The organism is uncultured Marinobacter sp. (assembly GCF_913055835.1).
Lineage (GTDB): Bacteria > Pseudomonadota > Gammaproteobacteria > Pseudomonadales > Oleiphilaceae > Marinobacter.
Genome location: NZ_CAJXKQ010000029.1, coordinates 1 through 23,028, shown reverse-complemented (window position 1 = coordinate 23,028; position 23,028 = coordinate 1). Strand labels below are relative to the sequence as shown.

Here is a 23,028-nt window from a genome sequence, read left to right as displayed (position 1 = left end):
TATATAGTGTTTTTATCCTTGGTCAAATACCAGATGTAGTGATCAGTGCGTAACCAAATCGGTCAGCGCGTGATCACCCCACACATTCTGGTATCGGGAATCCGGTGAAACTCCGGAACTGACGCGCAGCGGTATTGGGGAACAAGCACGGCATTAAGACACTGGTTGATACCGGGAAGTCGCCGAGCGAGGCCGAATCCAACGATTCACGCCCCTGAGTCCGAAGACCTGCCAGGGAGACAACTGCACCTTCGCGTTTCAAGGTGAGCAGACCGGACTCAGGCCAGACATGTAGGTCGGATTAGCGAAAGCGTAATCCGACACCCCTATCTGCGCCAAACCGCCTTTGTCGGATTACGCTTCGCTAATCCGACCTACGGTGGCACTCCGTTTCTCTGCCTGCGCGATGGTGAAAGGAATTCAACGCGTATTCAGGAGAACACCTATGTCCGCCTCAGCCCTGGCCGAACCCCGGCCAACCTCGCACACCGATACCGAATCCCTACAGGTCATCAAACGCAACGGCACGCTCGTAGGCTTCGACCCCTCGAAGATCAGCATTGCCGTGACCAAAGCCTTCCTCGCTGTCGAGGGTGACAAGGCTGCCGGCTCCGCCCGGATCAACGATGCCGTACATCGGGTGACTGACCAGGTGATCCAGGCCATCGGTCGCCGCCTGAAAGCCGGTGGCAAGGTTCATATCGAAGACATCCAGGATCAGGTGGAACTGGCTCTCATGCGGGCGGAGGAACAGAAGGTGGCCCGCGCCTACGTACTGTACCGGGAAGAGCATGCCCGCGAGCGTGCCCGCCATGCCCCGGTTGAGGCGCACCCGCACCTGACCGTGAAAAAGACCAGCGGTGAAATCGCTCCCCTGGATCTGGGGCTGATGAAATTGCAGGTGGAGCAAGCCGCCACAGGGCTGGAGGGCATTGACGGCGATTCCCTGGTGGACGATGCCCTTACCAATCTCTATGACGGCATCGCCGAGGAAGACGTGCTGTCGGCCCTGATCATGACAGCCCGCAGCCGGATTGAGCGGGAGCCGGACTACAGCGCGGTCACCGCCCGTCTACTGCTGGAACAGCTGCGTTTGGAGAATGCCGCTGCCCTGGGCCTGCCCATCAGTCTGCCATTGGCTGAGATTTATCCACAGGCCCTGAGTGCCTTTATAGAGGCAGGTATTCGTTATGAACTGCTGGACGAAGCCCTGGCGGCTTTCGACCCGGAGCGCCTCGGTGCTGCTCTGAAACCGGAACGTGACCTGCAGTTCGGCTTCCTGGGCCTGCAAACCCTGTACGACCGCTACTTCCTGCACTGGAACAAGGCCCGCCTCGAATTGCCCCAGGTTTTTTTCATGCGCGTCGCCATGGGCCTGGCCCTGCGGGAAGACGACCCGAATGCCCGGGCCATCGAGTTCTACAACCTGTTGTCGTCGTTCGACTACATGGCGTCCACACCCACGCTGTTTAACAGCGGTACCCGCCATTCTCAGCTGTCGTCCTGTTACCTGACGACGGTGGGCGACGACCTTGAAGACATCTACGGCGCCATCCGCGACAACGCCATGCTGTCGAAATGGGCTGGCGGCCTGGGCAACGACTGGACGCCAGTCCGTGCGCTGGGCTCCCACATCAAAGGAACCAACGGCCAGAGCCAGGGTGTGGTGCCTTTCCTGAAAGTGGTGAATGACACCGCGGTGGCGGTGAACCAGGGCGGCAAGCGTAAAGGTGCGGTGTGTGCCTACCTGGAAAGCTGGCACCTGGACATCGAGGAATTCCTGGAACTGCGTAAGAACACCGGCGACGAACGCCGCCGCACCCACGATATGAACACTGCCAACTGGGTGCCCGATCTGCTGATCGAGCGCATGCGCGAAGACCGTGACTGGACCCTGTTCTCCCCCAGCGATGCGCCGGATCTGCATGACCTGTATGGCAACGCCTTCCGGGAACGCTACGAGCATTACGAGGCGCTGGCGGAGCAGGGCAAAATCAAGCTGTTCAAGAAAATCCCGGCCAAGCAGCTGTGGCGCAAGATGCTCACCGTGCTGTTCGAAACCGGCCACCCCTGGATCACCTTCAAGGACCCGTGCAACCTGCGCTCCCCACAGCAGCACCGGGGCGTGGTGCACAGCTCCAACCTGTGCACGGAAATCACCCTGAACACCAGTGCCGAAGAGATTGCCGTATGCAACCTCGGTTCCGTGAACCTGGCAGCTCATATCGCCAACGGCGAGCTGGATGTGCAGCGCCTGGAGAAGACGGTTAACACCGCCGTGCGCATGCTCGATAACGTTATCGACATCAACTATTACGCCGTGCCCCAGGCCCGCAACTCCAACCTCAGGCACCGCCCGGTCGGTCTTGGCCTCATGGGTTTCCAGGACGCGCTCTATCAACTGGGCCTGCCGTATTCCAGCCCGGAAGCGGTTGAGTTTGCCGACGTGGCCATGGAGCAACTCAGCTACTTCGCCATCCGGGCGTCCGCCACGCTGGCGGGTGAGCGAGGCGCCTATGAAAGCTATGAGGGTTCACTCTGGCAGCAGGGCATCCTGCCAATCGACTCCATCAACCTGCTCAAGGAGAACCGCAGGGAAGGGGACATCTCTGTAAACACCAACGCCCGGCTGGACTGGTCGCCGGTACGCGAACTGATCGCGAAAAACGGCATGCGCAACAGCAACGTGATGGCCATCGCCCCCACGGCCACGATTTCCAACATTGTGGGTGTGTCCCAGTCCATAGAACCGGCGTACCAGAACCTGTTTGTGAAATCGAACCTTTCCGGTGAGTTTACCGTGGTCAACCCCTCCCTGGTTCGCGATCTGAAGGCCGAAGGACTCTGGGACAACGTGATGGTCAACGACCTCAAATACTTCGACGGCAGCGTCCAGCAGATCGACCGCATTCCGAACGAATTGAAAGCACGCTACGCCACCGCCTTCGAAATCGATGCGAGATGGCTGGTGGAAGCCGCCGCCCGACGCCAGAAATGGCTCGATCAGGCCCAGAGCCTCAACCTCTACATGGCCGAACCCAGCGGTAAAAAGCTGGATGCCCTGTACCAGCTGGCCTGGGAACGTGGCCTGAAAACCACCTATTACCTGCGCTCCCTGGGTGCCACCGGCGCCGAGAAAACCGCTCCGGTTGCCGCGCCCCAGCCACAGGTGTGCAGCATCGACGACCCGGACTGCGAAGCCTGTCAGTAACTGCTCACTTAACGAATTCGAGGCAAAACCATGCTTGATTGGGACGACGAACCAAAAACCGAATCCAAAGCCACGCATCCCGGTGCCCCGGCACCGGTGAATGTGGACGACAAACGCGTCATCAACGGCGAAACCGACATTAACCAGCTGGCACCGTTCAAGTACCCCTGGGCCTGGGAGTACTTCATGAACGCCAACAAGAACCACTGGACCCCCCTGGACGTGAACATGGCCCAGGACGTCCATGACTACCATCACAGGCTAACCGCGCCGGAAAAGCACGTGTACGAGAACGTGCTGGCCTACCTCACCACCTCGGATATCCTGGCCATGCGCAACATCGGCCTGGCGGTGATGGAGAAGATGAGCGCCCCGGAGCTACAGATCTACCAGGCCCGGCAGGTATACGAGGAAGCCATGCACACCTGGGCCTACCAGCACTGCATAGAAACCCTCAACCTGGACCAGAGCGAGATCTACAACCGCTACCGCGTGGTACCCGCCATCAATGGCAAGATCCAGATTGCCAACCGCCGCCTGGATGCGGCCATGCGCCCGGACATGAACCTGCGTAACAAGGACGACCTGCAGGAATTCATCATGTCCTACCTGTTCTTCGCGGCGGTGTTCGAAGGCACCTGGTTCTACAACGGCTTCAGCCCCATCTTCGCCCTGCAGCGTCGGGGCCTGATGCGTGGCACCGGTGAGCAGCTGCAGTACATCCTGCGGGACGAGGCCATGCACTTCTCCTTCGGCCTGAAAGTGGTGAACCAGATCGTGGAAGAGGAAAACATCACCTTCGACCCGAAGGCCGTGCGCGAGATGTGGGACGAATCCGAAGCCGCCGAGAGGGCCTATGCGGACTACATCCTGCGGGACCCGATTCTCGGTTATTCGGCCGAGTACCACAGCGAGCAGTTCCGCTTTGTAGCCAATCGCCGTGCCAGAACGGTAGGTCTTGAAGAGCCGTTCCCTGGCGCGAAGAACGTCTCGCCCTGGCTGGATGAACAGGCCACCCTGCGCAAGGAAAAGAACTTCTTCGAGACACGGGTGATCGAATACCAGACCGGGGCTCAGTTGGAGTGGTGAGGGCTTACTAACCTCTAGCCGAGCGGACTGCGCACCCCTGTGAAACCTTGCCGAGGACATGGGTATAAATCTGGGTGGTGCGCAGATCCGGGTGGCTACCCCGACATTACGATGCACAGCGAGCCAGGTCAGGAACTCATTGACCTCTCTGGGCCCCATATTGCGAGGGTGTCTTCCCTCCATTCGTCTTGGCTCCCTGCCAGTACTGTTTATTTATACAGTATCATTGGTGGCTTGGATCACAGATGTCAAATGATTACATGGAAAGGCAGTGTGTAGTGGGCTAACCTGTTGTTTTCTAAATTTATGGGCATTGCGTACTGTGATCCAGAAGCCGTAATAACGAAGCGGTCAAATTTCTGCAATCATGAAGCGCTCTGTCTAATTGCTGTTATGCAAAAAGGAATTATATGGCTTGGCAGGAAGTAATTAATTTTTTGGGTGGTGCTACGGCGATATCACTCACCGTTGCATTTCTTGGGAAGAAAGCCATAGAAGCATTTTTACAAGGACGTATAGAGTCCTATAAAAAGAATCTCGAGCGAATTGCTAGTGAAAACTCCATAAGGTTCCAGCGTCTTCATTCAGAGCGGGCTGAAATCATTAAGGATTTCTATGAGAAGCTTGCTGTTCTCGACGATACTCTTTATTCGACTTTAAGGCCATTTCAGGCTGTAGGCGAGCCAGAGCTGGAAGAAAAGGTAAAGGAGTTATCAGTTCAGTTTAACGATTTGAGGGAGTATTTTCTGCCAAAGAGGATTTTCTTCGAAAACGATCTTTGTGAGCTGATAGATAAAATACTCGAAACGGCGAAAGGAGTATTTTTTGATATTACGACTTTTCCGGTAGACATCAAAGACACTCATTACAAGTATGATAGGGGCTTGCTAAAAGAAAGGCATGAATTTTGGGAAAAAGCCAGGAATATACACAATAATGAGATTGCCTCGCTAAAGAGAGATTTAGAAGATGAGTTTCGGCAAATACTTGGAATCAAGGCATAACCAGTGAATCAAGCCGACCGATTTTCCGCTGCCGCTCCAAATCGGCCGCTTATTCAAGGCGTTAGGCATCAAAACTAGGATTGGCAATGGCGAGACTAGATACACGGTTGGAGGCAGAAGGAGCTGAGTTTTTGGTTCTGGGACAGCTTTTGCTACACAAAATTGCCTCCTACAAGACTTATACAAATATGCCTGGTTATGATCTGGTCGCGACAAACCCTGAGTCGAATAGATCTGCAATGGTTCAAGTAAAAAGTCGGTGGCGAACCGGCGCTGGCGGGTTTCCAATCAAAAACTTCAACTGCGATTTCGTTGTTGTGGTGCTTCTGAACCGGGGCTCGAAGGATGGTAAAAAAGAGGTTATGCCGCCGAATTATTTCGTCTTCCCGGTAGCCATCGTGGAGTCAGCTCCACGAAGCGAAAACTGGGGCAAAGTAAACCTTAGAGACATTCCCGATTACGAGGAATACAAAGAAAAGTGGCATCTCATCGCTGACTTTCTGCGCGATAAAAATGCCCAACAAATCAATTAAGTTCGTTCCGGCCTGCGGCCTCCACCGGACGCCCTAGTCGGGCGCCGCTTATCATCGACGTTAGGTGTATATGGGTATTTCTTCAGCACAAGCGTCAAAGTTCTACCAAGAAGTTGCCGAGAATGGAGTCATTTGGGGCATAAAAGACAGCGGAGGTTTTCCTGCGCCACGGGGAACAGAAGGCAACCGAGCAATGCCATTTTGGTCCTCTCGGTCTCGCGCTCAGACAGTAATCGAGAATGTCAGCGCTTATACGGGTTTTGAGCCTGTGGCTATCTCATGGGAGGTGTTCTGTGAGCGTTGGGTACCTGGTTTGTCTCAAGATGGCCTTTTGGCAGGTATAAATTGGTCTGGCGAACGTGCCACAGGCTTTGATATTCAACCATCTGAGTTGCAGGAAAATGTCGAAGCTGTGCGCAACAACACCTAACCAGGCCATTAAGGTTGTTCCGGGCCGATGGCCCTCCACCGGACGGCTTTCAGCCGCCGCTTATGGCAAGCGTTACATGGTGTAAGCCAATCTTATGATTCCGGTAAAGCTGAGAAATCTTCATTACCAAGATAAGGAGTCTGTCTTGGCAATGCTTCGAGATCCTCAGGTAATGAAGTTTCTTGGGCCGCGTCGCGCTCTGACAGAAGATGAGGCGAGCTCTTGGTTTGAAACTGCGCTCGCTACCCCGTCGCGCTTTGCTATTGCCGAGGCTAATACTGATGAATTCATCGGGTTCTGCGGCATTAAACAGATAGATGGTGTTTTCGATTTCGGCTACTTCATCAGGTCGGAGTTTTGGGGCAAAGGCATAGCTGCCAAGGCGTGCAAGTTGGCCGTTGAAAAGCTGTCCGACGAGATCGATTTAGAGACCGCCCAGGTTTTCATCGCGGACGAAAATGTGGCCAGCAAAAGGGTAGCCGAAAAATTGGGTTGGCAGGCCACGAACAGTGGATCTAAGGATGGTGAGCATGGCCGGTACTACCGAATCACCATGTAACAAGGCGGTCAACCGGACGCCAAAAACGTGCCGCTTTTGGTTCCCTCCGCTGGCGCTCCGGCGCCGGTTACCTCAGCGTTAAATGCCGGTGATAGCCAGGTCCAAAGCTCCCACAATCTGGTCTCTGAAATGTGAGAGAGAGCCAATAGGGCTCTTGAGATGTTTTTCAGGCACGGAGGAAATTTGCGGAGTTAGCAGCAACAGCTCTTGATCAGCAAAGCTGATTTCGGGAGTGAGCCCTTGCATGGCTTCGCCACCGAAGGCAGAACGTTTGCCCAAAGGGATGACAATGCGAGTTGCCAAATCGCTAAGAAGGCTGCTTTGAATATCCACAAGGTAAGGATAGTGAGCCTTGCTGATTTTGCTCGGGTTGGGGTACACATCGAACTGTGCCATCAAAACTCCCTGAACTCGTCGCCGAAGCATCCATGTTGTTCGACGAAATCGTTGTAGCTTTTTATCGCAGCGCGATTCTCTTCAACCCATTGAGCGGCTTCGCGTTTCGAAAGCTCTTCTTTCAGAGCTCGTTCCAGGGTGGCAGACAAGTTAATGTTCAGTTCCCGGGTCTTACGCAGAAGATCGCTATTGATTGAGAGGTTCGCTGCCTTTTTGGGGGCGGATGAGTCATAGAGTTCGGCCATAAGGGCCTCCCAGAAGATTTAGAATACAGAGCTTGATCATATGCGCATGGCTATGCGCATGCAAGCAGTTAACCAATGGCTGTTGTCGGACGTGCCTACGCTGGCGCTCTATCACGCCGCAAAGCCAAGGCATTAGAACTCAGAGAGAAAATGAATGTTTGTTGCCGTTTATGAGCTTGAAATCAAGGAAGGCGCAGAGACTTCATTTCGCGAAGCCTGGCTCGAAGTGACGAAAGCGATCTATGAGCACTGTGGCAGTTTTGGTTCAAGACTCCATACCTCAGACAAACCGAATATCCTGGTTGGTTATGCTCAGTGGCCTGATCGGGAAACTTGGCAGAAAGATCGTCCCGTAATCAATGAAAAATATCACAGGGCACGCAAACAAATGCTCGACTGCCTGGTTCAATCGAAAACTGTCTATGAATTGGAAGTCAGTGACGATTACTTGCGTGCCGATCAGTCCCGTAGTCCCAACCAGAACTGACTGACAACCTTCCCCCGTTCAGCAAGACGCGTAACCTTATCCACGCCATATCTCACATCAGGCTGCGCGTACGGCCACCCTCGTACCGTTGAACGCCGCATTGCCGGTCAGTGCGTCAATGCGCCCGGAATCGGTGACGTCGTTCATGCTCACGCCGGGTTGTCCCTGGGCAATCGACATGGAGGTGTCTGGCCGATTGTGGCCCCAACCCTGGGGCATGCTAATCACACCCTCGAACATATCGTCGTCGATTTCCACCGGCAGGTTGATGCTCCCGGAAGCCGAAGTGACCGTAGCCAGTTGTCCGTCTTCAAGCCCGAGTTTGCGGGCATCTGAGGCGTTCATCTGCAAAGTGCACGGGTTCTTGCCTTTTACCAGCCGGTGGGAATTCTGGGTCCAGGTGTTGTGGCTGCGGGGCAGGCGGCGGCTGATCAGCGTGAACGGATAGTCGCTGTTCTCATCTGCCTGCAACAGGCCCGAGGCATTCAGGCGTTTCAGATCCTTCAGGTATAGCTCGGGGGCAATGCGGATCTTGCCGTCCTCGGTCTGGATCCGCTGCGTCAGGCAGGGCTGAAGCGGTCCCAGATCCACACCATGGGGGTTGGCTTTCAGGGTCTCCAGGCTCATGCCCTCTTTTCCGTAGGCGCCGTGTTTCAGGCCCAGATCCAGCATGGCTTCCGGAGTCACACCGTCGTCTTCCAGGCCGGTCAGTTGCAGGGCAAGGTCCCGGAGAATCTCCCAGTCGTGTTTCTGGTTCGGCGCTTTCTCAAACATCGGTTCCGAGAACTTGGCGGTGTTGCGAACGGCGAAGGAATTGAAGAACACATCGAAGTGCGGCACTTCCAGCCCTGTCGTGGCCGGCAGGATGATGTCGGCATGGCGGGTGGTTTCGTTCAGGTAGATATCCACCGACACCATGAAATCCAGGGCATCGAAGGCGTCTTCCAGTCGGGCTCCGCCGGGTGCCGAAAGCACGGGGTTGCCGGCGATGGTAATCATCGCCCGGATCTGCCCCTCGCCCGGGGTCAGGATCTCATCCGCCAGGGTGGCCACGGGGAATTCGTTGTTGAAGTAGGGGAGCTTTCTAACACGGGACTCGTAACGGCCATAGGAACTGGGCTTGCCCTTTTTGTCCCGAACCAGATCAAAGGCCGGTTGGGGGAACATGGCGCCACCGCGGCTATCGAAGTTGCCGGTGAGAATATTCAGCACGTTGGTCAGCCACTGGCAGAGGCCGCCGAACGACTGGGTCGAGGCCCCCATACGGCTGTAACATACGGCGCTCTTGGCAGTGGCCATCTCCCGTGCCAGCTCGCGGATGGCGCTAGCGCTCATACCGCAGGCGTCCGCCACGGACTCCGGAGCATAGGGTTTGACGGCCCCGGCCAGTTGCTCCAGCCCATCGATCCGGTCTTCCAGGTGGCCCAGGGTAACCAGCCGTTCCTCGAACAACGTGTGGACCATGGCCAGCATGAACAGGGCATCGGTTTCCGGGCGGATAAACAGGTGCTGGTCGGCCTTTTTCGCGGTTTCGGTGCGCCGTGGATCAACCACCACCACCTTGCCGCCCCGTTGCTGGATGGCTTTCAGGCGTTTGCCCACGCCGGGTGCGGTCATCAGGCTGCCGTTGGAGACAATCGGGTTGGCGCCGATGATCAGCATGAAATCGGTATGGTCGATGTCTGGCACCGGGATCAGCATGCCGGCGCCGAGCATGTAATTGGAAGCCACGTGATGCGGTAACTGGTCGGCGGAGGCGGAGCTGTAGCGGTTATTGGTGCCCAGCGCCTTGAAGAACCGCGGCAGCATGATGGCGTTGCCAAAGTTGTGGGCGTTCGGATTGCCCAGGTACACCCCGACGGCATCCTGGCCATGTTCCTGCTGGATACCCCGAAACCGCGAGGCGATTTCCTCAAAGGCTTCCTCCCAGCTGATCTCCTGCCAGCCGTCGGCGGTGCACTTCATCGGTGTTTTCAGGCGGTCCTTATCGTTGTAGAAATCCTGCAGTGCGACGGCTTTCGGGCAGATATGGCCGCGGCTGAACGGGTCGTTGTTATCGCCCTTGATGGACAGGATCTCGTTACCCCGATGCTGGATTTCGAGGCCACACATGGCTTCACAGATATTGCAGGTGCGGTAATGGGTCTGGGTGTCGGTCATGGCAAACACTCACTCGGGGTATTGTCATTATTGGTTTTGGCAGTGTGGCACAGGCCGGCGAAAAATCAGACGGTCATAATTCACATAAAACCGGTCAATCCCGCCAAATGATGTTTCTCCCGGTGCCTGAAAGACAGGCCGGAATTTCATCGTACAATAGCGCCATGGCCAAATCTTTTTACCGTCGGGGCCCGGACCATCGTGCCGGTGCGCCTGTTACCTTTCTCGACGTCCGCCGTCGTTTCCAGTTCCGTTCCATCGAGCTTGGTCGCTGGGTCACCGAGCCGGAGAAACAGCGCAGTGCGTCGCTGTTCTACGATGCCCTGTGCGACCTGATGACCATTCTTGGCGGCACCGAGTCGCTGGTGTCCCTGCGCGGCACCCTGGCGTTGCAGTACGGCATTGGCGGCCGGCCCGGTGTGTCGGCCCATTACACGCCTGCTACCCGCAGTTTCTCACTGGCCAAGAACGCAGGCCCAGGCAGCATTGCCCACGAGTGGTTTCACGCTTTCGACCATTACATTGGTGAGAAGCTTTTCGGTGAGGCCCAGAGAGGCCAGTTTGCGTCGAAACTCTGGCTCCGCCGCGACGATGCGGTTCGCCATCCTCTGAATGACCGTCTGCAGGCCTGCTTTAAAGCGGTTTTGCTGGACGAAGAAGGCGCAGAGCCCAGCGAACTCTTCCGTTGCTCGATAAAAGCCGACAAAGCGGCCGGGATTCAGTACTTCAGCCTGCCCGAGGAACTCTGCGCCCGGGCGTTTGAAGCCTTTGTGCAGGATTCCGACGTAAAGAATGCCTTTCTGGTAAGCGGAACCCGCGAATCCGAAGAGGCAAAACTGGGGCTCTATCCGGTTGGCGCGCAACGGGAACGGGTTAATAGTGCATTCCGGGCTTATTATTCAGCCCTGGGGCAGGCCCTGCGCGCGGCCGGAAGCTGATCGCTTCCCAGGCAGCGCAGGCCTGAGCCATGGAGCCGTTAGTGGCAGTGCGCGTGGGAAGCAGCGTCCTCATCCCGTGGGTCGCCCATGCCGCCTTTGAGGCCATATTTGATCAACAGCAGATTGGCCGGCCAGGCGGCAAACAACCCGAGTGAGAGCGATACGTAAAGTGATGACCAGAACAGGGCATCACCCATGGTTGCTTCTCCGCCCAGATACAGGTCGGTGGTGATTGCCACGGACTCCATGACCACAATACTGATGGTTTCCGCAACGAACGCGCCCTTGAAGGCTTCCTTGAAGGGCATCCCGTTCTGCATCATCGGGCCAATGTTCAGGGCAAAGCCGAATATGTACGCGAGGGTAAAGGTGATGATAGCTGCCCAGAAGTTGCCCATGGCAAACAGGCCAACCGAGATGATCACCCCGAGAATCTCGCCTATACCGCAGCCCGAATAGCAATGGGCCACCGAACGAAAACCCTTGCGGGCAAGACTATCCGTGGGGATCTGTTTGCGCCCGGAATATCGGTAGATGGCAAGGCCTATCGGTCCCGAGTAAAGCACAGTCAGCCCCCAAACCCACTGCATCATGGAGGCGATATGGCTGTTGCTGGTTTTCAGGTCGTAGATCACCCAGGCAACACTGGCGCCAACGAGTGCCAGCCAGATGCCCAAGCCCGTCCAAGTGTCGATAAGGGCCTGAATCTGATCAAGGCTCATAGAAAGAACAATCCTTTCCCGAGAAGTGTACTGTTAGTGTAGTCCTTGGAGGCCCGGTGTCTTTCTTTCAACCTCCAGCCATGCCTTCAGATCGTCCAGAGGCTTCGGTGGGCAAATCCAGTAACCCTGGAGCATTTCCGCTCCGAGGGATTCAAGAAGCTGTGCCGATTTTTCGGTCTCAATGCCTTCGGCAACCACCCGATAACCCAGGCCCTGGCCCATACTGATGGCGGTTTCCACAATCATCCGGGCGCTGTCGCTGGACTCGATGTCCTGCAGCAGGGCGCGGTCCAGCTTTATTTCGCTGGCTGGCAGCTTCTTCAGGTAGGAGAGTGAGGAGTAACCCGCGCCGAAGTCGTCAATCGAGAGCTTGAGCCCGATCGCCGTCAATTCATTCAGGGCTTTCAGGCCCCGGTGTGGATCGTCCATGGCCGCGGTTTCGGTGAGTTCGATAATGACCTGTTCCGCCTGTAGCTGATATCGCTTTATGCGGGTTTCAAACAGGCCAATCAGTTCTGGAGAGCTGAGGTCGCGAGCGGAGATATTCACTGAGATGGTCAGCTCCGGATCAATCTCGTGGAGTGCTTTGAGGTCGTTCATCGCCTGATCCACCACCCAGCGAGTCAGATGTTTGATCACGCCGGTTTTCTCCGCCATGGGAACGAAGTCGATCGGTGGCACCCAGCCCCTTTCCGGATGGTGCCAGCGAATCAGGGCTTCCACACCCACCACGTTGCCCGTGGCCAGACTGATTTTGGGTTGGTAGTAGAGTTGGGTCTGATTGTTGTGCAGAGCCTCCCGAAGGTCAGACATCAATGTCAGCCGGCTCTCGTCGTAGATATCGTTTTTCCGCGAATACAGACCGGTCACATAGGGACCGTGGGGGGCCATTTCCATGCCAACGTGGGCGTTGCGGATCAGCAGAGCCGCTTTTTTTCCATGTTCCGGAAAGCTGGCGGCACCGAACCGGGGGTTGGGTTCTATGGCGATGTTGTCCAGTAACACCGGTTCGGCCAGTTGCTTCAGGGCATTATCCAAAGACTTGAAATCATCCCCCGTTTTGCCGATATCCACCAGCAGGCCAAAGCTGTCTCCGGAAAGCTGGTAGACCAGCTCCTCACGACCTTCGGAATTGACGGTGGAGTGAACCATAGGCAATCCGGCTGCTAGCTTGATCATCTGTTCTGCCATCGCTTTGAGCAGGCGCTCACTGCGGTCCAGGCCCAGGGTGCGGTTGATTTCCTTCAGCTGGGTTATCCGGGTAACCCCAACCATGAAGCGGCCATTGGGGTGTTGCCGGAATTGCTCATCCACCATCCACTCGAAGCGGTTGCGGTTTGGAAGACCGGTAACCGGGTCGTGGGTGAGTGCTTCATTCAACCGGGTTTGGGCATCGCTGCGGGCTTTCTGCTGTTGCAGGATGTCGGCCTGGGCCTGGATTTTCTGTTCCCGTTCCCGATAAAGGCGGTCGGCAAGGGCGAGTGTCAGAATGAAAGCTTCGAGCCCGGATCCTATCTGCATGGCGTACTCGGTAAAGAAGTTCTCCGGCAACAGGCCAAGAGCGCGCCCTGCTGTTGCCGATACTCCTACCGTGAGTGGTGTCCAGGCAATGGTGAAGAAAATGCCGGCCCGAACACCGGCGGCCCAGGTTACAGGACCTGCCACCAGGAGCAGCGAAAAGAACCCGAAGGCAGAAATTGCCGCCACACGGATACCCGTGTCGTAGTTCAAAAAAGGTGCGCTCAGGAAATACAGGATTTCGAATCCCAGCATGGCCTGCAGGGCCCGGTAAAGCCGCGGGCTATGTGAGCGGACTTTCAGGAACTCCATGCAGAACAGCAGGGAGAACATCGCCAGGAAAGGAATGGAGAGCATCAACACATGGGCATGCAGAAACGGTGATTCCGGATAGATATGCTGGAGGGTGTAACCGCGAACCGCGGCAAAAAACAGGAAATACCCGGATATGGCCAGCGCGTAGTACAGGTATAGCCGTTCACGCAGGGTCAGGAACACGGCCAGATTGATCAGAATGATGACCGCCAGGCTGCCGTAGTAGAAAAAGTGCAGTTTTTGCTCGTTGGCGGCGGCCTCGTAAAAATCACTCTGATGCCATATCTGCAGCGGCACCACCATCGAGCCTTGTGTCGCCACCCGTATGTAGAGCGTTTTCAGCTTGTCCGGTGCCACCTGGAACCTGAACAGCATGCTGGGATGGTCAACATCCCTCGGATAGAAGGGGCGGGTATCCCCGGTGCGGAATTCGCGAATCAGGGAGCCGTCGGAGAGCTCGTGGAACACCACGTCATCGAGCTGCGAGTAGGCCAGCTCGGCGATCAGCAATTGGTCACGATCGGTCTGGTTATGCACCTCAACCCGCAGCCAATAGGCGGAATCGGTGATGCCAAAGGTGGCTTTGCCAGTGGGCCTGTGTTGCCAGGCGGACTCGGGAAGAGCCCGAACCTCGGCCAGTGTTGCGTTGGCACCGGTGTCTTCCCAGTACTGGAAGTGGCTCTCTATTGGCGCGCCAGAGACCACGGAAATCGGGCTGGCATCCGCGTGCACAGACTGGAACACGGATAAGGCCAGCAGCAGAAAGAGGATACGCAGAGCATTGCTGAGGATCACCAATAGTAGACCCCGTTATATAGCCAACAGGCTTTTCTTTTTGTCGTGTAGTTCAGCTTATCAATCTTTCTGCATCAGAAAAGCCGACAACCGATATTTAATGTAGCGAAATGTCTCATATTTCGAGCTTTCCTGCGCGCGCTCCAGGCTTCCGGTGCCCAGGCTTGCCTGTCTGGATGGCGGCGCATCTGCTACGTTAAAGGGATAGAACCTATCCCGAGGAGGCCTCCATGTTTGTCGCTGAAAAAGCAACCGGGCACCTGATAGAAGTGCTGGATACCCAGGCACTGTTTGACCCCCATGTCCAACAGGTTCGCGGCAGCCTCCATTACGGGGAAGAGGCGCAGGACCCGGAATCCTTTGCAAAATCGGATCTGGCCTTTCCCTCCGGCGAGACCCTTCCCGTGTGCTGGACCGATCCCGACTACCGCCGCCATAGCTGACACTTTCCTGGTTTTCCCACCGCCTTCTCAGGGCCGAATCACCTAGGCCCTGAAGTTGGCAGTTTTTCAGACACGTTTGAATTTGCCGCCTCGCTTCTGTAAGCTTTTTATTAATTGAACGTTCAATTAATAAAAAGCAGGGCCAGGTCGCGCTGCTTTTTAACACCGGAAACAAGACGAGTAGCCGAAGCCGCCATGCCAAAAGTTGGGGTTAAAGACACACGCAAGCAGCAACTGATTGAAGCCACCATGGATTCGATTGCTGAGCTGGGTATGCAGAACACCACCATTGTCAGCATCAGCAAGCGGGCGGGTATGTCCTCAGGGATTATCAGCCACTACTTCGGTGGCAAGCAGGGTCTGATTGAGGCGGCTCTGCGTTATCTGCTGGATCAATTGGGCAAGGAGCTGCGGGAACGCATGGCCAGGACCGACCGCTCCCCTGAGCAGCGGTTGAATTGCATCATCGAGTCGAACTTTTCTGAGTTCCAGCGCTCGGCGTTGGCCGCCAAGACCTGGCTGAGCTTCTGGGCCCGATCGATGCATGAGCCGGGGCTAAAGCGATTGCAGCAGATCAACAATGCCCGGCTCTACAGCAATCTGCGGTATTCGTTTGCGCAGGTGCTCGAGCCAGACGCAGCCACAGAGGCGGCCCGGCAAACCGCGGCAATGATTGACGGTTTCTGGCTGCGCAGTGCCCTGAGCCTGGATCCGGCAGAAAGCTTTGAAGCTGGCGAGCGGCTTTGCAAGAAATTTGTCCACGAGACACTGGCCCAGGCCACCACCTGAGCCGCGATAGATTCAAATGGCCCACAAGGCTTGAAGACACCGAACCGAGGTATCTGATTACTATGTCTGCATCTCTTCCTGTTGTTCAGAATTTCGTCCATGGCCGTTTCCTGGCTAACAGTACCGGCGAAACCTTCCCTGTTGTAAACCCGGCGACAGGCCAGGTTATCTACGAAGTGGAAGTGGCGGATGAGTCCGTGCAGCAGGCTGCCATCGAAAGTGCCCGGGCCGGCTTCGCAGAGTGGTCTGCGATGACGGCCATCGAACGCAGCCGGATTCTGCTGCGGGCGGTTGCGCTGTTGAGAGAACGCAATGATGAGCTGGCCGCCGCAGAAGTTCGCGATACCGGCAAGCCCTGGCAGGAAGCGGAAGCCGTGGATGTGGTAACGGGTGCCGATGCGATCGAGTTTTTTGGTGGTCTGGCGCCGTCCATTGAAGGCAATCAGCAGGACCTGGGCGCAGATTTTTACTACACCCGCCGGGAGCCCCTGGGCATCTGCGCTGGCATTGGCGCCTGGAACTACCCGATCCAGATTGCCTGCTGGAAGTCGGCGCCGGCCCTGGCCTGTGGCAACGCCATGATCTTCAAGCCCTCAGAGGAAACCCCCATGGGTGCGGTGAAGCTGGCGGAGATCTTTACCGAAGCCGGCGTGCCCGCAGGCGTGTTCAACGTGGTTCAGGGCGCCGCCGAAGTCGGTCAGTGGCTGACTCATCATCCGGAGATTGCCAAGGTCTCGTTCACCGGCGAAGTGGCTACCGGCAAGAAGGTAATGGCAGCGGCATCCTCCACCCTGAAAGACGTCACCATGGAGCTCGGCGGCAAATCCCCGCTGATCATCTTTGACGATGCCGACCTGGAAAACGCCATCTCTGCCGCCATGGTGGGCAACTTCTACACACAGGGCGAGATCTGCACCAACGGCACCCGGGTGTTTGTTCATGAAGATCTGTACCCGCGTTTCATGGAGCGCCTGCTGGAGCGCACCCGCAAGAACATCAAACCCGGTGATCCGATGAATCCGGATACCAACTTTGGTGCCCTGATTTCCAAGAAGCATCAGGACCTGGTTCTGGACTACATCGCCAAAGGCCTGTCCGAAGGGGCGACCCTAAGCCACGGTGGGCGTGCGTTTGAGCCGGAGGATTCCAAAGGCGGCTATTTCGTGGAGCCCACCATTTTCACCGACTGCACCGATGATATGACCATCGTGAAAGAAGAGATCTTCGGGCCGGTGATGTCGGTGCTGACCTTCCGCGATGAGGACGAGGTGATTGCCCGGGCCAACAACACCGACACCGGGCTGGCGGCCGGCGTGTTCACCAACGATATCCGTCGGGCCCACCGGGTGATTCACCAGATCCAGGCCGGTATCTGCTGGATCAACAGCTACGGGGCCTCCCCGGCGGAAATGCCGGTGGGCGGCTACAAACTCTCCGGCATCGGCCGCGAGAACGGGCGCGAAACCATTGCGCACTACACCCAGATCAAGTCCGTCTACATCGGAATGCAGGATCTGGACGCCCCGTTTTAACCCGCAGGCCACACAGGAGAGCGCGTATGAAAGAAAATCGATACGACTACATCATTGTGGGTGCGGGTTCCGCCGGTTGTGTACTGGCCAACCGCCTGACCGAGGACGCGCGTCACCGGGTGCTGCTGCTGGAAACCGGCGGCAGCGACAAGAGCATCTTCATCCAGATGCCCACCGCCCTGTCCATTCCCATGAACACCAAAAAATACGCCTGGCAGTTCGAGAGCAAGCCGGAGCCGTATCTGGACAACCGCCGCATGCATTGCCCCCGGGGCAAGGTTCTTGGCGGTTCTTCCTCCATCAACGGGATGGTGTATGTCCGTGGCCACGCCCGGGATTTTGATGAATGGGATTCCGAAGGCGCTACCGGCTGGCACTACCGGAATGTCCTGCCGTACTTCAAGAAGGCCGAAACCTGGGCGTTTGGCGGCGATGATTACCGGGGTGATAAAGGCCCGCTCGGTGTGAACAACGGCAACAACATGCAGAACCCGCTCTACAAAGCCTTTATCCAGGCGGGCTCCGATGCCGGTTATTTCGAAACCGCCGATTACAACGGAACCCAGCAGGAAGGCTTCGGCGCCATGCACATGACCGTCAAGAACGGTCGTCGCTGGTCCACCGCCAACGCTTATCTTCGCCCGGCCATGGAGCGCCCGAACCTGACGGTGGTCACCCATGCCCTGGTCCACAAGGTATTGCTGGACGGCAAAACCGCCACCGGTGTCCGTTACGAGCAGGGCGGTAAAGTGCACGAGGCCAGAGCCGCCGAGGAGGTCATCCTGTCAGCGGGCTCTATCGGTTCACCCCACCTGCTGCAGTTGTCCGGAATTGGCAAGCGTGAGGTACTGGAGAAGGCTGGCATTGAGGTAAAGCATGAGTTACCCGGAGTCGGTGAGAACCTGCAGGACCACCTGGAGTTCTATTTCCAGTATCGCTGCAAGCAGCCGGTGTCGCTCAACGGCAAGCTGGACTGGTGGAACAAACTGAAGATTGGTGTTCGCTGGATTCTCCGCAAGGACGGCCTGGGCGCCACCAATCACTTCGAGTCCTGTGGCTTTATCCGGTCCAAGGCCGGTGTCGAGTGGCCCGACCTGCAATATCACTTCCTGCCGGCAGCCATGCGCTACGACGGCAAGGAGGCCTTCAACGGAGACGGGTTCCAGCTGCACATTGGTCACAACAAGCCGAAAAGTCGGGGCTTTGTGCATGTGCAATCGGCTGATCCGAAACAGGCGCCGACCATCCGCTTCAACTATCTGCAGCACGAGGCAGACCGGGAAGGCTTCCGGGACTGTGTGCGCCTGACCCGGGAAATCATCAACCAGCCGGCCATGGACGAGTACCGCGGAGCGGAGATCCAGCCCGGTGCCGAGGTGCAGACCGACGAGGAAATTGATGCGTTTGTCCGCCAGGCGGTGGAGAGCGCTTACCACCCGTCCTGCTCCTGCAAGATGGGCACCGACGAGCTGTCGGTGGTGGACCCGGAGACGCGGGTTCACGGTATCCGGAATCTCAGGGTGGTGGATTCGTCCATCTTCCCGACCATACCCAACGGCAACCTGAATTCGCCCACCATCATGGTGGCCGAGCGGGCAGCCGATCTGATTCGGGGCAGGGAGCCCCTGCAACCTTCTGACGCGCCTGTGGTGATGGACGACCAGTGGCAGGCACGTCAGCGACCGGGACAGGCAAAGCGCGCGCTGGCATAGCGCGTCGTCATCCCACCCGGGCGTGCAACGCGCCCGGGGTTTTGCAAGCCCTCAGGATTTCCCTATCAGCGCGACGGTGTTCTGCCGTTTTCGGGCGCCGGATAGGCAAGTCCTGGGTTTGTGTCCGATTCGAAAGAAGCAGCGCTTACAAAGTAGAGGAGGAACACCCATGCTGTTTATCAAAAAGAAAGAAAGTAACCGGAGGACGTTATGACACTCTGGTTATCCGCAGGTCTGATATTTACCTTCGCCGCCATTGCCCTGATTCTGTACAAATGGTGGGACATCCAGTGCATCGGCGTCACGCCGGTTCGCACATTCACCTTCATCGCCATCCTGTTCACCTCCGGTCTGGACGTGGGCCTGATCATGTTCCCGCTGACCGAGTTCGGTGGTTATGGCGACCTGTCTGCCAGCCCGGAGTACGGCTTTGCCAATCCTCTGGCGATTGAGTTCGGGTTCTGGGCGTTCCTGATCTGGGGCTTCTATTTCCTGACCTGTTTTTACTTCGCGATCATCGAGCCGCGGGTGCAGTTCTTTGAAATCCCGTTGGTGAAGGTCGTGAACAACGTGGTGATCATCGGCACCTGCGCGTTTACCGCCTACCTGCTGCTGGTGAACCTGCCCTGGTACCTGCCCATGCTCGGTGATGGCGAGTCCGTGGTGCCGGCCTTCTACTTCATCGTGTTTGCTGCCATTGCGCTGGCGGTGTATTCCAGCTCGAAGATCAAGTATGTGCGCATTCTCAGCCTGGGTTCGAGCCTGCTGTTCATTGCCCTGATTGTGGGCATGTGGTTCCGGGCGTTTGTCATGGGTGCCGGCTCGCCGGCGGATTTCTTTGGCACCGCCGGATTGATCGGTGAGTACTTTGCCAACATTCATCAGTTTGCCCTGCCCATCAACGACTACCACGAGTTCTACCTGTTCTGGTGGTTTGCCTGGAGCATCATGATCGGCCAGTTTACGGCCCGCTTCGTGAGTGGTATCCGTACCTGGCAGCTGCTGATTGCCATGCTGGTGGTGCCGTCCATCGCTATTGGTGTGTGGTTTACCGTGCTTTACCACTATCATGCGGAAGGCCTGCAGATTGCGGCGTTTACCAACCTTGCCATGATCTCGGTGGGTGTCCTGATGGTGGTGAACTCGCTGGATTCACTGATCAGGCTGTATACCGACAACCTGAACCTCACTGCGCAGCGTCTGGGGCGGGCGAACTACGTGGTGTTCAATTTCCTGGCGATGGTTGGCCTCACCATGCTGTTCCAGCTGGATTTCCTGCGGATTCAGTGGGTGGGCGCCCTGGTGATTGCACTGTATTTCGGCTGCTTCGTCTTTATCCTGGCGAAGAAGCGGGCAGAAGTGGCTGCCATTAAAGCGTCACCGAAAGAAAATATTCTCGACTTCGGCAAGATTGAACTTGCCGGTTAAGACCCCATAAATAGGCAGAGCCTATCCTTGGCTTGGAAATTATCAATTTTATCGCGGCGTTGGATGTCAGTACCTTTAGCGCCGCAAATTCATCCACTTATTGAATCCATCAACAAGGAGTTATCTTTAATGGGCATCATTAACAGCGAGATCAAGCCGTTCAACGCCACCGCCTTCAAAAACGGCGAGTTCGTTGAGATCAGCGAAGCCGACGTAAAAGGCAAGTGGGCGGTATTTTTCTTCTACCCGGCCGACTTCACCTTCGTATGCCCGACCGAGCTGGGCGACGTTGCAGACAAGTACGAAGAACTGCAGAAGCTGGGCGTTGAAGTGTTCTCCGTGTCCACCGACACCCACTTCACCCACAAGGCATGGCACGATGCCTCCGAGACCATCGGCAAGATCCAGTACTACATGGTAGGCGACCAGACTGGCACCATCACCAACAACTTCGGTGTTATGCGTGAAGGCCAGGGCCTGGCAGATCGCGCTACCTTCCTGATCGACCCGGATGGCGTTATCCAGGCTATGGAAATCACTGCTGAAGGTATCGGCCGTGACGCAGACGACCTGATGCGCAAGGTCAAAGCGGCCCAGTACGTTCGCAAACATCCTGGCGAAGTATGCCCGGCCAAGTGGAAAGAAGGCGAAGAAACTCTGGCTCCGTCTCTGGACCTGGTTGGCAAGATCTAAGCTCTCCTTCCGGATAGCTTATGAACGAAAAACCCCGGATTTTCCGGGGTTTTTTGTGTCTGGACGAAGGTAGTGCTCAGAGCGACTCGAGAATGGTCTCGGCGCTGGTGAGGTCCAACCCTTGAGGGTCCACGTGCAACAGCTCCACCTTGCCGTCGTTGACGATCATGGCGTAACGCTGGCTGCGAATGCCCATGCCATTGGCGGTGCGGTCCTGGGTCAGGTCCAGAGCCTTGGCGAACTCTGCCAGGCCATCGGCCAGCATAACGATTTCGTCGGCATTGTGGGCCTTGCCCCAGGCGTCCATCACGAAGGCGTCGTTGACCGAGGTGCAAACGATGCTGTCCACGCCTTTGGCACGCAGTTTGTCGGCATTGACGACAAACCCGGGCAGATGGGCGGCTGAACAGGTAGGCGTGAACGCACCCGGTACGGCGAACAGGACGGCTTTCTTGCCGGCAAAAAGCTCGCTGGTGCGGACTTTCTCCGGACCTTTGTCGCCCATTACCTGAAGTTCGATATCTGGCAGGGTATCACCCGGCTGAATTGGCATCGCTGTGGTCTCCACGGTTGTCCTTGTTGAAATAGTCGGCGCCACGGGCCTTGAGACGATAGAACTCTTCAATCACGCCTGCCATCGCCTCTTCAGAGTAGGGCCGCAGCCCACTTAATACGAGCCGTTTGGTCACTTCGCCCACCGGTTTTTCGTTGGCGGTGAGGCGGTACTCAAGTAGAACGTTACCGCGCTTGCCGGCCGCCTCCAGAGTGGCGTTGTGCAATTCCAGACTGGGGGAGGGCAAATCCAGGTTTTCCAGGGCCAGACTCATGCTCTCGTACATCACCATCGGGCGATCGGGATTGAACATTACCCCGTTTGACTCCATTAACGGTTTCAGAGTGTGAGGGAAGTTCTTGCCGGAGGCCGCCACATAGGCGCGGGTAATCGCCTCGATCAGCTGTTCATCATTGGTGGTGGCGCCACTGCGAACCACCTCGATATAGACTTTGCCGGCGTCGTCGCAGACTTCAATGGTCTCTCCGGTTTCGACGAACCTGAGGGGGACGTTTTCACCCAGCAGGCTGCGAAACCGGAAGGTCATGTTTTCTGACAACCCGAAGCGCGCCAGCACTATGGCGAACAGCAGGTCACCGGGAACACAGAAACGGCGGGCATCCGGATCATGGATGGGATTGAAATCCCCGGCGATTTCCTTGGCGAACTGGCTGGCCTGCAGAGCGGAAATTACGACGTGTCCGTCCTGGACGGAGTGGAAACGGTCTAGAAACATGCGTTGCCTATTCTGGGTACCAGAGAATGATGTTGCGACTGTATGACAACATCATACTGCGGCGGGCTTTCGGTGGATATGCGCTATTGGTCAAGCTTCGTCGGTTCCAGGCTCTCGGGACATAGCAAAGCTCTATCAAACAGTTTGGGTCAATTAATTTGAGCATCGGATTGCCGGTCCGTATCTTTGCACCAACTTCAATTGACCACCGTATTTTTTCAAATACTTAGTTTCGAAATTTAAAGGAGAAGTCAGAACATGTTGGATGCCAATATCAAGGAACAGCTCAAGGCCTACATGGACAAGCTGCAGCAGCCGATCGAGCTGGTCGCAGCCTATGACGACAGCAAGAAGTCCCAGGAACTGCGGGCGCTGCTGGAAGAACTTGAGCCGATGTCTTCCAAGATCAGCCTGCGTACCGAAGAGTCCAATGATGTGCGTCGTCCTTCTTTCGCCATCAACCGTGTAGGCACCGATATTGGCGTCCGCTTTGCCGGCATTCCCATGGGCCATGAGTTCACCTCTCTGGTGCTGGCCCTGTTGCAGGTGGGCGGCCATCCCTCCAAGGCGTCCCAGGATGTGATCGAGCAGATCCAGTCTCTGGAAGGCCGGTTCGAGTTCGAAACCTATTTCTCCCTGTCCTGCCAGAACTGTCCGGATGTGGTTCAGGCCCTGAACCTGATGAGCGTGCTGAACCCGAACATCAAGAACACCTCCATCGACGGTGCCCTGTTCCAGGA

21 protein-coding genes, 1 pseudogene and 1 riboswitch are annotated in these 23,028 nt (G+C 56.6%); of the genes and pseudogenes, 15 read left to right on the top strand and 7 right to left on the bottom strand.

Features of this window, described 5'->3' with window-relative positions:
- Positions 1-53: 53 nt before the first annotated feature.
- Positions 54-251: riboswitch (cobalamin riboswitch) on the top strand.
- Positions 252-445: 194 nt separating this feature from the next.
- From QZ534_RS14545 to QZ534_RS14520, 6 genes are all read left to right on the top strand, one after another.
- A complete protein-coding gene (locus tag QZ534_RS14545) occupies positions 446-3,211 on the top strand; it encodes a ribonucleoside-diphosphate reductase subunit alpha (protein WP_296935301.1) in 2,766 nt (921 codons plus the stop codon).
- A 30-nt stretch (positions 3,212-3,241) separates the two neighbouring features.
- Positions 3,242-4,300, top strand: a complete 1,059-nt coding sequence (locus tag QZ534_RS14540) for a ribonucleotide-diphosphate reductase subunit beta (RefSeq protein ID WP_296935298.1) — start codon at positions 3,242-3,244, stop codon at positions 4,298-4,300.
- A gap of 410 nt (positions 4,301-4,710) precedes the next feature.
- Entirely contained in the window at positions 4,711-5,304 is a 594-nt protein-coding gene (locus tag QZ534_RS14535; protein ID WP_296935295.1) for a hypothetical protein, read from the top strand.
- An 86-nt stretch (positions 5,305-5,390) separates the two neighbouring features.
- On the top strand, positions 5,391-5,837 hold the full coding sequence (locus QZ534_RS14530; protein WP_296935293.1) for a hypothetical protein: 447 nt from the start codon (positions 5,391-5,393) through the stop codon (positions 5,835-5,837).
- A gap of 70 nt (positions 5,838-5,907) precedes the next feature.
- Positions 5,908-6,267, top strand: a complete 360-nt coding sequence (locus QZ534_RS14525) for a DUF2750 domain-containing protein (protein ID WP_296935290.1) — start codon at positions 5,908-5,910, stop codon at positions 6,265-6,267.
- A 94-nt stretch (positions 6,268-6,361) separates the two neighbouring features.
- Entirely contained in the window at positions 6,362-6,826 is a 465-nt protein-coding gene (locus QZ534_RS14520; RefSeq protein ID WP_296935287.1) for a GNAT family N-acetyltransferase, read from the top strand.
- Between the two features lie 78 nt (positions 6,827-6,904).
- Here the strand turns inward: QZ534_RS14520 and QZ534_RS14515 are convergent, their stop codons facing one another.
- Positions 6,905-7,222 (bottom strand): CcdB family protein, encoded by a 318-nt coding sequence (locus QZ534_RS14515; RefSeq protein ID WP_203301045.1) that lies wholly within the window; start codon positions 7,220-7,222, stop codon positions 6,905-6,907.
- Positions 7,222-7,467 (bottom strand): type II toxin-antitoxin system CcdA family antitoxin, encoded by a 246-nt coding sequence (locus tag QZ534_RS14510; RefSeq protein WP_296935283.1) that lies wholly within the window; start codon positions 7,465-7,467, stop codon positions 7,222-7,224. Before QZ534_RS14510 ends, QZ534_RS14515 begins: the two co-directional genes overlap by 1 nt.
- Before the next feature lie 154 nt (positions 7,468-7,621).
- Between QZ534_RS14510 and QZ534_RS14505 the strand changes: the two genes are divergently transcribed.
- On the top strand, positions 7,622-7,954 hold the full coding sequence (locus tag QZ534_RS14505) for an antibiotic biosynthesis monooxygenase (protein ID WP_296935281.1): 333 nt from the start codon (positions 7,622-7,624) through the stop codon (positions 7,952-7,954).
- Positions 7,955-8,011: 57 nt separating this feature from the next.
- On the opposite strand, the gene QZ534_RS14500 is transcribed toward QZ534_RS14505, so the two are convergent.
- A complete protein-coding gene (locus tag QZ534_RS14500) occupies positions 8,012-10,114 on the bottom strand; it encodes a molybdopterin-dependent oxidoreductase (RefSeq protein ID WP_296935278.1) in 2,103 nt (700 codons plus the stop codon).
- A 164-nt stretch (positions 10,115-10,278) separates the two neighbouring features.
- Between QZ534_RS14500 and QZ534_RS14495 the strand changes: the two genes are divergently transcribed.
- On the top strand, positions 10,279-11,052 hold the full coding sequence (locus QZ534_RS14495; RefSeq protein WP_296935274.1) for a CLCA_X family protein: 774 nt from the start codon (positions 10,279-10,281) through the stop codon (positions 11,050-11,052).
- Positions 11,053-11,090: 38 nt separating this feature from the next.
- On the opposite strand, the gene QZ534_RS14490 is transcribed toward QZ534_RS14495, so the two are convergent.
- Both QZ534_RS14490 and QZ534_RS14485 read right to left on the bottom strand, forming a co-directional pair.
- The gene (locus tag QZ534_RS14490; RefSeq protein WP_053113333.1) at positions 11,091-11,774 is read right to left on the bottom strand and encodes a DUF4396 domain-containing protein; all 684 of its coding nucleotides are present in this window, start codon (positions 11,772-11,774) and stop codon (positions 11,091-11,093) included.
- Between the two features lie 33 nt (positions 11,775-11,807).
- Positions 11,808-14,402 (bottom strand): EAL domain-containing protein, encoded by a 2,595-nt coding sequence (locus QZ534_RS14485; RefSeq protein WP_296935272.1) that lies wholly within the window; start codon positions 14,400-14,402, stop codon positions 11,808-11,810.
- 230 nt (positions 14,403-14,632) lie between these two features.
- On the opposite strand from QZ534_RS14485, the gene QZ534_RS14480 reads away from it, so the two are divergent.
- From QZ534_RS14480 to ahpC, 6 genes are all read left to right on the top strand, one after another.
- A complete protein-coding gene (locus tag QZ534_RS14480; RefSeq protein ID WP_296935270.1) occupies positions 14,633-14,845 on the top strand; it encodes an acetyltransferase in 213 nt (70 codons plus the stop codon).
- 195 nt (positions 14,846-15,040) lie between these two features.
- The gene (gene betI, locus QZ534_RS14475; RefSeq protein ID WP_296935268.1) at positions 15,041-15,634 is read left to right on the top strand and encodes a transcriptional regulator BetI; all 594 of its coding nucleotides are present in this window, start codon (positions 15,041-15,043) and stop codon (positions 15,632-15,634) included.
- A gap of 62 nt (positions 15,635-15,696) precedes the next feature.
- Entirely contained in the window at positions 15,697-17,166 is a 1,470-nt protein-coding gene (betB, locus tag QZ534_RS14470) for a betaine-aldehyde dehydrogenase (protein ID WP_296935265.1), read from the top strand.
- Positions 17,167-17,192: 26 nt separating this feature from the next.
- Positions 17,193-18,878 (top strand): choline dehydrogenase, encoded by a 1,686-nt coding sequence (gene betA, locus QZ534_RS14465; RefSeq protein ID WP_296935262.1) that lies wholly within the window; start codon positions 17,193-17,195, stop codon positions 18,876-18,878.
- Between the two features lie 210 nt (positions 18,879-19,088).
- Positions 19,089-20,306 carry a BCCT family transporter gene (locus QZ534_RS14460; RefSeq protein ID WP_296935260.1) on the top strand — a complete coding sequence of 406 codons (1,218 nt, stop codon included), beginning with the start codon at positions 19,089-19,091 and terminating at the stop codon, positions 20,304-20,306.
- Positions 20,307-20,435: 129 nt separating this feature from the next.
- Positions 20,436-20,999, top strand: coding sequence for an alkyl hydroperoxide reductase subunit C (gene ahpC / locus QZ534_RS14455; protein WP_069182361.1), 564 nt, complete (start codon positions 20,436-20,438; stop codon positions 20,997-20,999).
- Positions 21,000-21,075: 76 nt separating this feature from the next.
- On the opposite strand, the gene QZ534_RS14450 is transcribed toward ahpC, so the two are convergent.
- On the bottom strand, positions 21,076-21,552 hold the full coding sequence (locus tag QZ534_RS14450; RefSeq protein ID WP_296935257.1) for a peroxiredoxin: 477 nt from the start codon (positions 21,550-21,552) through the stop codon (positions 21,076-21,078).
- A complete protein-coding gene (locus QZ534_RS14445; RefSeq protein WP_296935255.1) occupies positions 21,533-22,288 on the bottom strand; it encodes a DUF3581 domain-containing protein in 756 nt (251 codons plus the stop codon). The genes QZ534_RS14450 and QZ534_RS14445 overlap by 20 nt, the downstream gene beginning before the upstream one ends.
- A 258-nt stretch (positions 22,289-22,546) precedes the next feature.
- Between QZ534_RS14445 and QZ534_RS14440 the strand changes: the two are divergent.
- Positions 22,547-23,028 (top strand): annotated as a pseudogene (locus QZ534_RS14440) (alkyl hydroperoxide reductase subunit F); the annotation flags it as partial.

Coding starts and splice junctions, on each gene's coding strand:
- QZ534_RS14545 (WP_296935301.1), top strand. CDS start 446: ATGTCCGCCTCAGCCCTGGCCGAACCCCGGCCAACCTCGCACACCGAT.
- QZ534_RS14540 (WP_296935298.1), top strand. CDS start 3,242: ATGCTTGATTGGGACGACGAACCAAAAACCGAATCCAAAGCCACGCAT.
- QZ534_RS14535 (WP_296935295.1), top strand. CDS start 4,711: ATGGCTTGGCAGGAAGTAATTAATTTTTTGGGTGGTGCTACGGCGATA.
- QZ534_RS14530 (WP_296935293.1), top strand. CDS start 5,391: ATGGCGAGACTAGATACACGGTTGGAGGCAGAAGGAGCTGAGTTTTTG.
- QZ534_RS14525 (WP_296935290.1), top strand. CDS start 5,908: ATGGGTATTTCTTCAGCACAAGCGTCAAAGTTCTACCAAGAAGTTGCC.
- QZ534_RS14520 (WP_296935287.1), top strand. CDS start 6,362: ATGATTCCGGTAAAGCTGAGAAATCTTCATTACCAAGATAAGGAGTCT.
- QZ534_RS14515 (WP_203301045.1), bottom strand. CDS start 7,222: ATGGCACAGTTCGATGTGTACCCCAACCCGAGCAAAATCAGCAAGGCT.
- QZ534_RS14510 (WP_296935283.1), bottom strand. CDS start 7,467: ATGGCCGAACTCTATGACTCATCCGCCCCCAAAAAGGCAGCGAACCTC.
- QZ534_RS14505 (WP_296935281.1), top strand. CDS start 7,622: ATGTTTGTTGCCGTTTATGAGCTTGAAATCAAGGAAGGCGCAGAGACT.
- QZ534_RS14500 (WP_296935278.1), bottom strand. CDS start 10,114: ATGACCGACACCCAGACCCATTACCGCACCTGCAATATCTGTGAAGCC.
- QZ534_RS14495 (WP_296935274.1), top strand. CDS start 10,279: ATGGCCAAATCTTTTTACCGTCGGGGCCCGGACCATCGTGCCGGTGCG.
- QZ534_RS14490 (WP_053113333.1), bottom strand. CDS start 11,774: ATGAGCCTTGATCAGATTCAGGCCCTTATCGACACTTGGACGGGCTTG.
- QZ534_RS14480 (WP_296935270.1), top strand. CDS start 14,633: ATGTTTGTCGCTGAAAAAGCAACCGGGCACCTGATAGAAGTGCTGGAT.
- betI (WP_296935268.1), top strand. CDS start 15,041: ATGCCAAAAGTTGGGGTTAAAGACACACGCAAGCAGCAACTGATTGAA.
- betB (WP_296935265.1), top strand. CDS start 15,697: ATGTCTGCATCTCTTCCTGTTGTTCAGAATTTCGTCCATGGCCGTTTC.
- betA (WP_296935262.1), top strand. CDS start 17,193: ATGAAAGAAAATCGATACGACTACATCATTGTGGGTGCGGGTTCCGCC.
- QZ534_RS14460 (WP_296935260.1), top strand. CDS start 19,089: ATGACACTCTGGTTATCCGCAGGTCTGATATTTACCTTCGCCGCCATT.
- ahpC (WP_069182361.1), top strand. CDS start 20,436: ATGGGCATCATTAACAGCGAGATCAAGCCGTTCAACGCCACCGCCTTC.
- QZ534_RS14450 (WP_296935257.1), bottom strand. CDS start 21,552: ATGCCAATTCAGCCGGGTGATACCCTGCCAGATATCGAACTTCAGGTA.
- QZ534_RS14445 (WP_296935255.1), bottom strand. CDS start 22,288: ATGTTTCTAGACCGTTTCCACTCCGTCCAGGACGGACACGTCGTAATT.